This is a genomic window from Streptomyces sp. NPDC005784, from assembly GCF_042871525.1.
GTDB lineage: Bacteria > Actinomycetota > Actinomycetes > Streptomycetales > Streptomycetaceae > Streptomyces.
This window is the reverse complement of record NZ_JBIAIQ010000033.1, coordinates 1-12,278: the sequence shown is the minus strand read 5'-3', so window position 1 is coordinate 12,278 and position 12,278 is coordinate 1. Positions and strand designations below refer to the sequence as shown.

Annotated in this window: 14 protein-coding genes and 1 pseudogene; 3 read left to right on the top strand and 12 right to left on the bottom strand. The window is 70.6% G+C overall.

All coding sequences use genetic code 11. The features are described 5' to 3' along the window. Window positions 1-145 precede the first annotated feature (145 nt). From ACFYR3_RS34995 to ACFYR3_RS34975, 5 genes are all read right to left on the bottom strand, one after another. Window positions 146-1,525 carry a DUF692 domain-containing protein gene (locus ACFYR3_RS34995; RefSeq protein WP_389285932.1) on the bottom strand — a complete coding sequence of 460 codons (1,380 nt, stop codon included), beginning with the start codon at window positions 1,523-1,525 and terminating at the stop codon, window positions 146-148. 153 nt (window positions 1,526-1,678) lie between these two features. Further along, window positions 1,679-2,467 carry a DUF4142 domain-containing protein gene (locus ACFYR3_RS34990; RefSeq protein WP_355851307.1) on the bottom strand — a complete coding sequence of 263 codons (789 nt, stop codon included), beginning with the start codon at window positions 2,465-2,467 and terminating at the stop codon, window positions 1,679-1,681. A gap of 113 nt (window positions 2,468-2,580) precedes the next feature. Beyond that, window positions 2,581-3,192 (bottom strand): TIGR03086 family metal-binding protein, encoded by a 612-nt coding sequence (locus ACFYR3_RS34985; RefSeq protein WP_389285930.1) that lies wholly within the window; start codon window positions 3,190-3,192, stop codon window positions 2,581-2,583. 204 nt (window positions 3,193-3,396) lie between these two features. Next, entirely contained in the window at window positions 3,397-4,041 is a 645-nt protein-coding gene (locus tag ACFYR3_RS34980) for a TetR/AcrR family transcriptional regulator (protein WP_389285928.1), read from the bottom strand. 70 nt (window positions 4,042-4,111) lie between these two features. Beyond that, window positions 4,112-4,483: a DUF4267 domain-containing protein gene (locus tag ACFYR3_RS34975; RefSeq protein WP_355851299.1), complete on the bottom strand. Its 372-nt coding sequence runs from the start codon at window positions 4,481-4,483 to the stop codon at window positions 4,112-4,114. Window positions 4,484-4,569: 86 nt separating this feature from the next. Here ACFYR3_RS34975 and ACFYR3_RS34970 point away from each other — a divergent pair, with 86 nt between their 5' ends. Both ACFYR3_RS34970 and ACFYR3_RS34965 read left to right on the top strand, forming a co-directional pair. Then, window positions 4,570-5,148: a TetR/AcrR family transcriptional regulator gene (locus ACFYR3_RS34970; protein WP_389285926.1), complete on the top strand. Its 579-nt coding sequence runs from the start codon at window positions 4,570-4,572 to the stop codon at window positions 5,146-5,148. Between the two features lie 133 nt (window positions 5,149-5,281). Next, window positions 5,282-6,100, top strand: a complete 819-nt coding sequence (locus ACFYR3_RS34965) for an SAM-dependent methyltransferase (RefSeq protein WP_355851293.1) — start codon at window positions 5,282-5,284, stop codon at window positions 6,098-6,100. Window positions 6,101-6,278: 178 nt separating this feature from the next. On the opposite strand, the gene ACFYR3_RS34960 is transcribed toward ACFYR3_RS34965, so the two are convergent. Then, on the bottom strand, window positions 6,279-7,202 hold the full coding sequence (locus ACFYR3_RS34960; RefSeq protein ID WP_355851290.1) for a helix-turn-helix transcriptional regulator: 924 nt from the start codon (window positions 7,200-7,202) through the stop codon (window positions 6,279-6,281). Between the two features lie 128 nt (window positions 7,203-7,330). Continuing rightward, window positions 7,331-7,561, bottom strand: coding sequence for a DUF397 domain-containing protein (locus ACFYR3_RS34955; protein ID WP_355851287.1), 231 nt, complete (start codon window positions 7,559-7,561; stop codon window positions 7,331-7,333). A gap of 283 nt (window positions 7,562-7,844) precedes the next feature. Here ACFYR3_RS34955 and ACFYR3_RS34950 point away from each other — a divergent pair, with 283 nt between their 5' ends. Beyond that, on the top strand, window positions 7,845-8,318 hold the full coding sequence (locus ACFYR3_RS34950) for a hypothetical protein (RefSeq protein WP_355851284.1): 474 nt from the start codon (window positions 7,845-7,847) through the stop codon (window positions 8,316-8,318). Window positions 8,319-8,433: 115 nt separating this feature from the next. Here the strand turns inward: ACFYR3_RS34950 and ACFYR3_RS34945 are convergent, their stop codons facing one another. The 5 genes and pseudogenes from ACFYR3_RS34945 to ACFYR3_RS34925 all read right to left on the bottom strand — a co-directional run. Continuing rightward, a complete protein-coding gene (locus ACFYR3_RS34945; protein WP_355851281.1) occupies window positions 8,434-9,183 on the bottom strand; it encodes a peptidyl-tRNA hydrolase in 750 nt (249 codons plus the stop codon). A gap of 175 nt (window positions 9,184-9,358) precedes the next feature. Beyond that, window positions 9,359-9,565, bottom strand: coding sequence for a hypothetical protein (locus ACFYR3_RS34940; protein ID WP_389285923.1), 207 nt, complete (start codon window positions 9,563-9,565; stop codon window positions 9,359-9,361). Between the two features lie 89 nt (window positions 9,566-9,654). After that, window positions 9,655-10,521, bottom strand: a complete 867-nt coding sequence (locus tag ACFYR3_RS34935; protein WP_389286016.1) for a polysaccharide deacetylase family protein — start codon at window positions 10,519-10,521, stop codon at window positions 9,655-9,657. 27 nt (window positions 10,522-10,548) lie between these two features. After that, on the bottom strand, window positions 10,549-11,721 hold the full coding sequence (locus tag ACFYR3_RS34930; protein ID WP_389285921.1) for an aminoacyl--tRNA ligase-related protein: 1,173 nt from the start codon (window positions 11,719-11,721) through the stop codon (window positions 10,549-10,551). Window positions 11,722-11,902: 181 nt separating this feature from the next. Next, a pseudogene (locus ACFYR3_RS34925) lies at window positions 11,903-12,278 on the bottom strand (slipin family protein); the annotation flags it as partial.

Below are 12,278 nucleotides of genomic sequence, written 5' to 3'. Positions count from 1 at the left end.
AGCGTCAGGAAGTGGACGCGCGCATCACCTTCACAAGGAGCGGTGTTACTCCGGGCACACTCTGCGGATGTGGCGTGTCGGGGTGTCCGGTCAAGGCGGCGCGCCGCGGCCGGCGTGCGGGTGGGGACCCGGCCGGCGCGCTTGTTCAGCGGCCCAGCAGCGCCCTGCGGGTGGCGCGGGCCAGCCGGGCCACGGAACGCCCCGACAGCGGGGCCGGACCCGATCGCTCCAGCCACCAGTCGCGCAGCCGCCGTGTCTCCGCGCCCTCCGGGAGTCCCGCGAGCAGAAGATGTTCGGCGAAGTCCAGGGCGTCGCGCCGGTACCCGCCGGCCATCGGATGCCGCTGCGCGTACGCGAGGAACGCCGGTCGGTAGCCGTCCGCCAGGATCTCCGGCAGCTCCGGAGCCACCTTCGACACGACGTCCGCCCGCTTGGCGGCGAGGGCGCGCGCCTGCACCCCGAGCCGTACGCGGTCGAAGCCCTCGGGCACGGGAGTCCCCGCGACGAGCGCGGACAACAGGGCGGCCTGAGCCAACGCCAGCCGCTGCCGGGCGGCGCCTTCGGCGCCGGTATCGGTTCCGGAGCCCGTGCCGGAATCCGTGCCGGAATCCGTGCCGACCGAGGTGTCGGGCCCGGCTTCGGAGCTGCCCACCAGGACGGCCGCGCCCCGCTCGGTCGCTCCGGTCGCGGCTCCCGCACTCTCCAGTGTCCGCCGGATCGCGGTCAACTCCCGCTCCAGTTCCGCCGGTTCGGGGAAGTTCTCGTCCCGTTCGAGGAGGACCCCCGGCGGGGACACCCGTGATGCGAGGTCGGCGAGGATGTCGAGAACGGGCCGCGGAACCGGATGGGCGTGACTGTCGTGCCAGACGCCGTCACGTTCGAAGCCGCCGGCGACGTGGACGTAGGCGATGGCCTCGACAGGCAGTTCGTCGAGCGCCTTGGCGGGATCCTCACCCCGGTTGACATGGTTCGTGTGAAGGTTGGCCACATCGACGAGCAGCCGGACCCCGGTGCGGTCGACCAGGTCGTACAGGAACTGTCCCTCGGTCATCTCCTCTCCGGGCCAGGAGATCAGCGCGGCGATGTTCTCCACCGCGAGGGGGACGGGCAGCGCGGCCTGAGCCGCGCGGACGTTCGCGCACAGGACGTCCAGCGCGTCCCGGGTGCGCGGAACCGGCAGCAGGTGCCCGGCCTCCAGCAGTGGTGACGCGGTGAGCGGGCCCCCCGCCCGGACGAACGCGATGTGTTCGGTGACGAGCGGAGAACCCAGCGCCTCGGCGCGTTCGGCGAGCGCGACGAGCCGGGACTCGTCGGGCCGGTCGGCGCCGCCGAGACCCAGGGAGACCCCGTGCGGCACCACCGTGACGCCCCGCTCGCGCAGCCGCAGCAGCGACTCGGGGACATGGCCGGGGCATACGTTCTCCGCCACGGCCTCGACCCAGTCGATGCCGCGCATGCGCTCCACGGCCTCGGCGATCTCCGGCCGCCACCCGATTCCCGTACCCAGCCGCGTCTGCTGCCGCATGTCCCCTCCTCCATAACGGCCTCGACCGGGCCTGCTTGCGTGTCGTTCCCCCACGACGGCCCGTGTTCCGGCGTGACGGAGTCATGGCCCCGGGAGCGTGGGCCGAACCCACCGGGGCGGACGTTCAGAGCAACATTTGAGGTTCCGTGCCGGCTAGCGGAGCACGTTGTCAGGGTCAGAGGGTTCCGGACGGGCGGTGTTCACCTCGCCGGGCGGCAGCGCCGACGGGCTCGACGAGACGTCGACACCGCTGCCCGGCCGGACGGGCGGCGCGGAGGCGACCGGCACGCCGATGACCGGCGGCGGGGGACCGGTGGGGCTGGCGGTCGAGGCGGCCGCCGTGTCGTTCGCGATGGCGTCGAAGTCGACCTCTCCGGTCTTCTCCAGCACGGTGATGTGGTCGAGCACGGTCAGGTTGGCGTCGCTGGCCAGCTGCCGCACCAGCGTGTTGCGTGTGCTGTTGCGGACGGCGCCGATCGCCGGAAAGATCTTGCCGTGCGCGGCGCGCAGCAGATTCGCGAACTTCCTCTCGTACTCCTTGCCCGTCGCCGCGCTCAACTCCTGCAGCCAGCCCTGCTGTTGCGCGTTCGGCTGGTTCGGCAGCTCGACGTTGAGCTGGGCCGCGACGATCCGCACCCGCTTGTCGAGGTCGGTGTGCCCGACGATCAGATGGTCGCCCGCCTCCCTGACGGCCTTGGTGGGCGACCGCTCGATGGCCTGCTGTCCGGCGGGCAGTTCCCACAGACCGGCCAGCCGCACCCGGACGATCAGATCGCGGTCCGAGGCGGACAGCGGTCCCCAGCGGGTGTTCACCGTCCCGGCGGCGAGGTTGGCCTGGCCCGTGCCCGAGCGGTCGGCGTACGACCACACGGGGAACGCGAGCGCTCCGAGGGTGGCGGCGAGCGCCACGATGACGAGGACGCTGCCATTGATGCGCCGCAAAGGTGCCTCCCGAGGCAGATCAATTGATCATTGGATACCAACTCTTGGCCAGTGCTTGGTGGTACGTGCGGGGAGGCTGTGCAGTTCAATCGGCGCGACCGGGTCCACGGCAGTCAGCGTGCCGACGGCCATGCGTCCGGGGTGCGGCCAAGCAGTCGCAGTGCCTCGGTCAGGGGATTCGATCCGGAGGACACCTCCAGCGCGGGCGCGAACGCGAAGCCGGGGCCTCTGCGTGCGGGATCCGCCGGGACGCGGCGGGCGACGGCCGCCGCCGCTTCGAGGGCGGGGCCGGGGAGTTCGAGGCCGACGCCCAGAGACGCGGCCACGTCCCACGCGTGCACGACGTAGTCGATGAAGTGAAAACCCAGGGCGACGCGACCGGGGAAGGAGCTCCCGAGTTCCGGCAGGTCGAACTCCCGCTCCGTGACGCCCGGTTCGGCGAAGGCGGCGAGCACCGTCGGTACCGCCGCCCGATATGCCTGCCCGGGGTCGCTTCGGTGTGCCGCGGTTTCCCGCCAGTGCGCGGCCTCCCGGCCCGCGCCGCGTGCGGCCGCCGCGAACCCGTGGTGCTGTGCGGTCATGTGCGCCACCAACTGCCGCAGTGTCCACCCGGCGCAGGGTGTGTCCCGGTCCCAGTCGGCCGGCCGGGCGGTTGCGACGACCCTGAGCGATTCCTGTACGGCGATCCGGTCGAGCTCGATGATGTCCGCTCCGCTGATGGTCATGGGCGATGTCCTCCTGGCTGTCCGCTGTCGAGGTACCGCGCGGCCGGGGCCCGTTTCGGGCGGGGCGTCTCGGCCGGGTTCCGGTGGTCCTGAGCATAAAACTGAGCGAACGGTCGTGCTATTTATTTTGGCGGAACACCGCGGAATTTCGCCGAACCTCCCTGAACAGCACGGCAAGTGTCTTCGCGTCAGTTCTCTTGCTGGTCAGGAGAGTTCGGGTACCCGGGACGGATCCGTCGCCGCCGCGCGCAGTCGCGAGGTGATCGCGACGCCGGTCCTGCGGTAGGCGGTCGTTTCGTCGTGCAGGACGGAGAGCGCGTTGGCCGTCTCCATCAACGCGACCAGCTCGAAGGCGAGTTGGGCGGCATCCGTGTCGGAGCGGAGTTCACCGAGGTCGCGGGCCTCGACGACGGTGTGCTCGACGTGGTCCGCCCAGGCCCGCTGGGCCCGGGCCACCGCGTCGTGGACGGGGCCGGGCCGGGCGTCGAACTCGGCGGCGACCTCGTAGAAGAAGCAGCCGCCGGGGAAGACCCGGCTCCGCGAGTACTCCAGCCAGAGCTCACACAGCCGCCGGACGCGGGCGACGCCGGCCGGGGTCTCGGCCGCGGGCCGGTTCACCCGCTCGACGTGGATGCGCGAGGCCTCGCGCACGGTGGCCAGTTGCAGCTCCTGCTTGGATCCGAAGAGGGCGAAGACGCCGCTCTTGCTGAGCCCGAGCTCGGTGGCGAGGCGTCCGACGGACAGCGCCTCGAGTCCTTCGACCGAGGCGATGTCGACCGTGCGGCGGAGGACCGACTGCCGCGTGCGGTTGCCGCGTTCGACCCTGCCGTCCAGCCGGGTGCCGGTCATCCGGACCTCCCACCTTCACGTTTGTCGGCCAAGCGTAGCCCGACGGGCGCGGGGGGCCCGTCGGGCCGTGTCAGGCGGCGAAGAGCAGAGCGGCGCTGACGAGGACGAGTACGGCGGTGGCGAAGTGGATTCCGAAGGCGACGGCCTTCGTGCCGCCGTGGCGCAGCACTATCAGGGTGTCGCCGAGCGGCACCAGGGCCACGGTCAGCATGAACCAGGCCTCGGCGCCGGCACCGGCGAAGGCCAGCAGGGCCAGGCCCATGACGCCGAAGACGGCGTCGCGCAGTCCCTTGATCTCCAGATAGGCGGCGTCGCCGTCCGGCTTGGCCGGAACGCCGTAGCCGGTGGCGGCCGCCCGCGGCCGCGCCAGGAACCGCGCACCGATGAACAGGACGAGGAGGTCGAGCGCGATGGCCAGGCCGTAGGCAGTGGGAGTGAGCATGTCGGATCTCCTTGCTAGCAGCGCTAGGGACAAGAATGAAGCTAGCATAGTGACGACATGAATTCTAGCGATGCTAGAATATCGCCATGTCGATCCAGGCACGCCGAGAGAGTGAACGCGCGGAGCGCGAGCAGCTGATCGTGACGGCCGCCCGCGAACTGGCCGAAAACGAGGGCTGGGGCGCGGTGACCACACGTCGGCTGGCCGCCGGGATCGAGTACAGCCAGCCGGTGCTCTACAGCCACTTCAAGGGCAAGGACGCCATCATGGCGGCGGTCGCGGTGCAGGGCTTCGCCCAACTGGCGCAGGAACTGCGGTCCGCGCGCGCGGCGATGACCGACCCCGGTGCGGCCCTGGCCGCCGTGGGCGCGGCCTACACCGACTTCGGTGAGCGTCGGCCCGCGCTGTACGACGCGATGTTCACGCACATCGTCGACCTGCCGTTCGCGACCCCCGAAGCGGCGCCCGCCGTGCGGGACGCCTTGGGTGAGCTGCGGGAGGCGATCCTGCCGCTCGCCCTGGACGACGACCCGGGCATCCTCACCGAGACCTTCTGGGGCGGTCTGCACGGTCTTGTCGCGCTGATGCGCGGCGGACTTCTGCCCCGCACGGGGCACGACCGGCGGCTGTCCCTGCTGATCGGCCATTTCGCGCCACCCGGCTGAACGTGGGCGCGGGCCGGCAGCAGGGCCTTTCCCGTGTCCTTCGTTCGGGGGCTGGTAACGCCAACTTCCGTTTCCCTAATATGTATTGTCGGTCGGGCCAGTCGGGTTGGCGCGACACGGATCTGGGGGAACGATGCAGCCTGGCGAGCAGCTGTCCACATCGATCGATGCCACGGTGCCCACGGCCGCGCGCATGTACGACCACTACCTGGGCGGCAAGGACAACTACGCCGCCGACCGGGCGGCCTGTGAAGAGCTGGACAAGGTCGTGCCCAGCACGCGCGCGCTGGCGCTGAACAATCGGCGCTTCCTCCAGCGGGTCGTCAGGACGCTGGCGGACGGATACGGAATCAGGCAGTTCCTCGACCATGGATCCGGCCTGCCCACCCAGAACAATGTGCATCAGGTCGCCCAGGCGGTCGACGAGGCTTCCCGGGTGGTGTATGTCGACGTCGATCCGATGGTGCTGGTGCACGGCCGGGCCCTGCTGGACCAGAACGACCGTACGGCCGTCATCCACGCCGACCTGCGGGAGACCGAGGCGATATTCTCCCACCCCGACACCCAGCGGCTGATCGACCTCTCGGAGCCGGTGGCCGTGCTGTTCAACTCGGTGTTCCACTGCATCCCGGACAGCGACACCGACGGTCCCCTCGCCGTGATCGGCCGCGTCGCCGAACGGCTGGCGCCCGGCAGCTTCATGGTGATGTGCCAGTTGGTCAGCGAGGACCCCGAGGTCCGGAAGTTCGTCACCGACTTCATGGACACGGCGACGCAGGGCCACTGGGGTCGCGTGCGCCAGGAGAAGGATGTCGCGGAGTTCTTCGACGGTATGGACGTCCTCGAACCCGGACTCGTCGAGGTGTCCACCTGGCGACCCGACACCGACGTCGTGCCGCGCCAACTCACCCAGGAATGGATCGAGTTCGGAGGGGTCGGCCGCATCCGCTAGGGCCGCGGCCCAGGCCCGAGGTCGGTCCGGCGGATCGTGCCCCCATCCGCGTGTGCGGTGTGCGGCAGGATCCGCCGTGCGGGCCCTGTCGCGGCGCCATGACATCGCATGACCCCTGTACGTCCTCATGGGTGCGACGCGACGCGCCGCCACCGTCGTGACGTGGTGGCATGACCCGTCAGTGCGAAGCGCTGTAGCGCTGGTCGACCGTGTCGCGCAGGAGCGCCAGGGACGCGCGCGGGCTGAGTGCCTCGTCGGCGAGCCGGTCCAGCACCACCCGGTACTCCTCCGTCTCGTCGCGGTCCTCCAGGAAGTTGGCGCTCCTGATGTGCTCCAGGTAGACGATGTCGGGCAGTTCGACGCCGCCGAAGCGTAGATACGTGACGGGGATGGCCGGTGCCGAGGCGTTCGTGACGTCCAACGGCACGATCTGCACGATCACATGGGGACGCTGAGCCATCTCGATGAGGTGCTCCAGCTGAGCGCGCATCACCTCGCGGCTGCCCAGGATGCGGAGCAGTACGGACTCGTCGACAACGGCCCACAGATGAGGGGCGTCCGTCCGGTTCAGCAGCTCCCGTCGGCGCATCCGCAGCTCCACCCGGCGCTGGACCTCGCCGGCCGGCGCCGTCGGCAGACCGCGTTCCACCACGGCCCGGGTGTAGTCGGGAGTCTGCAACAGGCCCGGAACATACTGGATCTCGAAGGTACGGATGGTGGTGGCCGCCTCCTGGAGCCCGACCAGCCGGTCGAACCACTCGGGCATCAACCGCTTGTCGTAGCGCTGCCACCACCCCGGCTCCCCGGCGCGCTTCAGGAGTCTGAGCAGGACCGACGCCTCGTAGTCATCGGTCCCGTACAGCTCGAGCAGCGCGCGGACGTCGCCCTCCGTGGGAGGCCGGCGGCCCTTGCCCGCCTCTATGCGCGACAGTTTCGCCGCGCTGAACCCCAGAGACCGCGCCGCCTGCTCCTGGGAGAGGCCCGCGTCCTCACGGGCGCCGGCCAGCTGAACGCCGACCAGCATCTTCAGCAGAGTAGGGGCGGGCTCCGCCCGGCTCAGATACGGTTCGAGGCGGGAGACGCGGGGTGACTCGACGGACATCCTGACTCCCAGTCGACCGGCAGAAGACAGCCAAAATTATCGCACTGCGCCTGACTCTGCCGCATGGGGAGACAGAAGTGGACAACTATCCTTCCACTTCAACGGAGTTCGGAGAATCAGGGACCGATTCACAGCAGGTGGTCGAACTCCCCCTCCTTCGCGCCGGCCAGGAACGCGGCCACTTCCGCCGGGGTGTAGACGAGGGCCGGACCGTCCGGGTCGCGGGAGTTGCGTACCGCGATACCTCCGTCGCCCAGAGCGGCCACCTCGACGCAGTTGCCCTCGGCATTGCTGTGCCTGCTCTTGATCCAGCGGGCGCCCAGCGAGCTCGCCCGCACTCCGTTCGGCACTGATGGCACCAACGCACTCTCCTTGCTGACGTTCCACCACGTGTGCGCCCGCCCGGTCGCGGGCCCGGCCGGACCTCACGTGGCCCCTGCCTCCCTCCGTCTTCATGCAATTTCTCGTGCAATTGCACGAAGGCGCTGTCAGCGTGGATAATAGCCGTGGCGTCAACCTCGTTTCCAGCGCCATGTGCTGACGTCGTATCAAGGACTCCCCTCGGGGAGCGTGATCGTCCGGGACGGGCTGTCGGCCCGCCCGCGCACCTGACACTGTCCGACGCCTTCGGAGGGAGCGGAAATGGCAACACCACTCAGGAACCTGGAACGCGTGTCGTGGGACGAGATAAAGGACTCCAAGGGGTCGGCGGGAGCCATCCCGGTCCTGCTCAACACCGTTGCCTGGGGTGACGCGGCAACGGCCAGGGCCGCACTCCAGGACTTGAGGGAACGAATCTGCCAGTACGGATTCGTCGTGGAGCAGGCGACGGCCGCGACCGTCCCCTTCCTCTGGGAACTCGCCGAACTTCCGCAGGTCACCTGCCGTGTGCAGATAATCCAGCTCCTGAAGGACATCGCGGACGCCCGGCAGTGGGAGCGCACGGCCGCCGCCTATCCCAAGCTCCTCAACCGCCGTGAGAACTGGGTGGGTTGGGAGCGCGAAGCCCGCCAGGCCGTACGCGCCCACCGCGGCAGCCTCCAGCACCTGCTCGCCGAGCCGGACACCGAACTCGTCCGGGTCACGACGGAACTCGCCTCCACGCTGGCCGACTGACGTCCCCGGACCCAGCGGCCGGGCGCCGGTGCGCATGCGCACGACGTCAAGCGCGCTCCGGCGCACGCCTGGAGCCGAGGCGAGCGCCTCGGTGCCACCTCCTGTCGGCCCGCTGTCAGCCCGCCGAGTCCGGTGCGCGTTCCGGCAGGGCGCCGACGCGGTCGTGTCCCTCGACGGCGACGGTCAGTCCGGGTGCGATCTCCGTGAACCCCGCGTCACGCACCAACGGCAGCTCCGAGGTCGTTAGTTCACGCCAGCGGGCCGGATCGGCGGTCCGCACGGACAGGGCGAAACCCGCGTCGCGCCAGGCGGTCCGCTCCTTCTCCGACAGCTCCCACCAGGCCAGTTGGGCGCCATGGCCGGTCTGGGCCATCGTCTTGCCGGCCGACATGTCGAGTTCCGGGTTGAGCCACAGCACGGGCGCTGCCGGATCGGCCGGTGCCGGGGGCTCCGGATCGTCGAGGTCCGTACCGGACACCTGGAGTCGAGCCAGGTCCTTGGGCCAGGCGTCCAGCGGCACCGGCGGAAAGACCCGCACCTCCGCGGACCCGCCCGTCACCGTGATGCCGGGCAACGCCTCGGCCCGCCGCCACTCCGCTCCGCGCGCCCGCCGTACGACCTTGCGGATCCGGGCGTCCTGCCAGTCCCGCATCGCCTGCGCCCACTCGCCGTCCCCGAGCGAACGCTCGTCGCTCAGGATGGTCAGCACGGCCCGCGCCGCGGTCTCCAGCGCGTCGGTGCGCGCCGGGGGAGAGGCCTTCTCGATGTGCACGACCAGCGGCAGCACGAACTGCCGTGCCTTGTCGCGCACGGTGGGCTCGGTACGGAACGGGCTGTCGTCGGTGGAGGTCGGGTCGCTGCTCACACCCACCAGTCTGCCAGGCGGAAGATCCGTTCCGAACGGACGGTCCGGTACCTGCGGAGGCCGCCCCCGGTCGTTCTCGCGGGCCCACCGGACCCCCCGACCCATTAACCTGCGACCCCCGCCGCGCCGCCCGCCCGGCGGTACTGCCCGCTGCCCGCTGCCCGCACCACGCCGGTCAGCCCGAACACGCGGTGCGCTGTGCCTCCTGCCATGCGCAGACGGGGCACAACGTGATCCCCTTGTGAGACTCCGGGTACTCGGTGGGCTCACGGCACAGTATGCATTCCGCGTACGGTGGCCCGGCTTGCCCCGCCGCGTCGAGGGCCTGGAGGGACTCCCCGGCCGGCCCGTCCGCGTCGATCGCGCAGTAGTCCTCGCTCATGCCTCCAGCTTAGGAGCGGCGGGCAGCCGGGGAGTACGAGGGGACGGAGATCCGGGGAGTAACAAGGAGCGGGTGAGCGGTGGGGCTGCTCAGTGCCGTCCGCCCGCGGCGGCGATCAGCTGAGACACCTTCACGAACCGGAAGCCCCTGTGACGCAGCTCGGGAATGATCGTCCGCAGCGCCTGTTCGGTCGCGGGCGCCGCGCTGCGCGTGCAGTGCATGACGACGACGGACCCGGACCGCACGCCGTCGAGGACCTGTTGTGCCACGGCGTCGGCGTCCGTCGCGAACGCGTCCCCGCTCACCACGTCCCACTGCACGGCGGTGACCCCGCTTGCGCTCAGCGCCCGCAGCGACCGCTGGTCGTAACACCCGCCGGGGAAACGGAAGTAGGGCATCGCGTCCCGCACCCCCGCTTGCCTGAAGGCGGCGTACGCCCGCTCCACGTCCGCGCGCATCCTGTCCTCGGACATGGTCGGCAGCCCGTAGCAGTCGTCCGTGAAGGCGTAGTGGCTGTACGAGTGGTTGCCGATCTCGAACAGCGGGTCCTGTCCGATGTCCTTTGCCTCCCGTGGGTACTCGTCTGCCCAGCGGCCCGTCATGAAGACGGTCGCGGGCACCTTGAACTTCTGCAGCGTCGCGATCAGTTGCGGGTTGTCGAAATGCTCACCGGCCGCCGCCCGCGCCCCCTGATCCGCCGTCATGTCCGCGTCGAACGTCAGAGCGACGGTCTTGGCCCGCGTGCGCGGCGCGTTCTTGAAGACGGGGGTCAGCCCGGCGGGACCGGGCGCGAGCGTGGGTGGTGGCGAGGTCGTGGCGATGGTGGCGGTGGTGGCGGGCGCGCGGTGTCCCCGGTGGGCGGCATCCGGGCTCGCCGGGCTGCCGCACGCGGCGAGTGCGGCACCGAGGGCTCCCACGGCGCAGGTCGCGGCGATGCTCCGTACAGAGAGAATCATCATGTGACGATATGCAAATAAATGTGACTATTCAGCCATCGTGGAGGGTGAGCCGTCCGTATGCGGCCCCGGAGTCACCCGCCTGGGGCTCCGTCCGGGGCCGCGCTCCGCGTGAGCGGTCGCGCGGTCAGTCGCGCGGACGGTGGGGCGGGGGCCTGGCGGCTCGCCCCCGCCGCGCGAGCTCAGTCGGTCTGCTCGGTCTGCTCGGCCAGGTCGAGCAGACCGACGCTGCGGGATTCGATCTGCCGGCCGATGCGGTGCAGGATCTCGTCGGCCGGCCGGGGATCGAGGCGGCGGCCGTCGCGCAGGCGCAGGGCGATCAGGTCGGCGGCTGAGATGCGCGACGGTCCGTTCCAGGCTGCCGATCACACTGCGGTGCACCATGACCGGCCGGTGCTTCTCGCCGTCGGCACCGATGTAGTGCAGATCGAAACGCTCCGGCTGGTGGAAGTCGACCTGGACGGTGGAAAGGGTGGCCTCGCGGCCCGCCGGGTCGGTGATCTGTACGTCGATCTTGGGCCCGTAGAACGCGGCCTCGCCCTCGACGGCCTCGTACGCCACACCCGAACCGTCGAGGACCTCGCGCAGCAGCGCGGCCGATCTGCGCCACAGCTCCGGATCGGCGACGTACTTCCCGCCGGGGCCCGGCAGCGACAGTCGGTAGCGGGCCCCGGCGATGCCCATCGCGTCGTACGCGTCGCGGATCAACCCGAGTGCGGCGGACGCCTCTTCGGCGACCTGGTCCGAGGTGCAGAAGATGTGCGCGTCATTGAGCTGGATGGCGCGCACGCGGGTCAGGCCGCCCAGCACGCCGGACGGCTCGGAGCGGTACATGGCACCCAACTCGGCCATGCGAAAAGGGAGTTCGCGGTAGCTGTGCGGGCGGGACCGGTAGATGAGCGCGTGGTGGGGGCACAGGCTCGGTCGCAACAGCATCTGCTCTCCGCCGAGTTCCATCGGCGGGAACATGTCGTCGCCGTAGTGCGACCAGTGCCCCGAGATCTCGTACAGCTCCTTCTTGCCCAACACCGGTGAGTACACGTGCCGATAGCCCGCCCGCCGCTCGGCGTCGCGGACGTACTCCTCCAGTGCGTACCGCACGGCGGCGCCGTCCGGCAGCCAGTACGGCAGGCCGGCGCCCATCAGCGGGTCGGTGTCGAACAGGCCGAGTTCGCGGCCGAGTCGGCGGTGGTCGTTCATGGTGCTCTCCTCGCTTGCGGAGGGCGAGCGACCACACGGCGAAGCCCCGGGGCACTCGCCCCGGGGCTTCGACTCACATCAGCGGTCAGCGCGCCGGGACACTCTCCGGCGTCGTCGTGTTCAGTGCGGCACGCTTCATGGCCCTCACGCTAGCAGCGGGCCCCCGGGACGGGTGCGGGATTTATCCCGCGGGCGTCTCCGGTGCCCTCCCGGACCCCTCTACTTCCCCGGACCCGTCCGAATTCCCGGACCCGTCGGGTTCCCCGGGCTCCTTCGGCGTCCCGGGCGCGCGCAGGAGCCCGAACGCGTCCGGGACCCCGAGCCCGTCCGTGTCCGCGAACGCCTCCGGAAGGCCGAGCGCCTCCGGCACTCCGTTGACCCGGTCCGGCGCGGCGGGAGTTTCGACCGGCTCGACCACGGGCGGCACCTCGCTCCGCGGCGCCCGCTGTGACTCCGCCACCACCGGCGGCTGTCCCGACTGCGCCCGTTCCAGGAAGCGCAGCAGTTCCACCGGGAAGGGCAGGACGAGTGTGGAGTTCTTCTCGGCCGCGACGGCC

Coding starts and splice junctions, on each gene's coding strand:
- ACFYR3_RS34930 (WP_389285921.1), bottom strand. CDS start 11,721: ATGAACGACCACCGCCGACTCGGCCGCGAACTCGGCCTGTTCGACACC.
- ACFYR3_RS34975 (WP_355851299.1), bottom strand. CDS start 4,483: ATGCTCACTCCCACTGCCTACGGCCTGGCCATCGCGCTCGACCTCCTC.
- ACFYR3_RS34935 (WP_389286016.1), bottom strand. CDS start 10,521: ATGATTCTCTCTGTACGGAGCATCGCCGCGACCTGCGCCGTGGGAGCC.
- ACFYR3_RS34970 (WP_389285926.1), top strand. CDS start 4,570: ATGTCGATCCAGGCACGCCGAGAGAGTGAACGCGCGGAGCGCGAGCAG.
- ACFYR3_RS34965 (WP_355851293.1), top strand. CDS start 5,282: ATGCAGCCTGGCGAGCAGCTGTCCACATCGATCGATGCCACGGTGCCC.
- ACFYR3_RS34985 (WP_389285930.1), bottom strand. CDS start 3,192: ATGACCATCAGCGGAGCGGACATCATCGAGCTCGACCGGATCGCCGTA.
- ACFYR3_RS34995 (WP_389285932.1), bottom strand. CDS start 1,525: ATGCGGCAGCAGACGCGGCTGGGTACGGGAATCGGGTGGCGGCCGGAG.
- ACFYR3_RS34980 (WP_389285928.1), bottom strand. CDS start 4,041: ATGACCGGCACCCGGCTGGACGGCAGGGTCGAACGCGGCAACCGCACG.
- ACFYR3_RS34950 (WP_355851284.1), top strand. CDS start 7,845: ATGGCAACACCACTCAGGAACCTGGAACGCGTGTCGTGGGACGAGATA.
- ACFYR3_RS34940 (WP_389285923.1), bottom strand. CDS start 9,565: ATGAGCGAGGACTACTGCGCGATCGACGCGGACGGGCCGGCCGGGGAG.
- ACFYR3_RS34960 (WP_355851290.1), bottom strand. CDS start 7,202: ATGTCCGTCGAGTCACCCCGCGTCTCCCGCCTCGAACCGTATCTGAGC.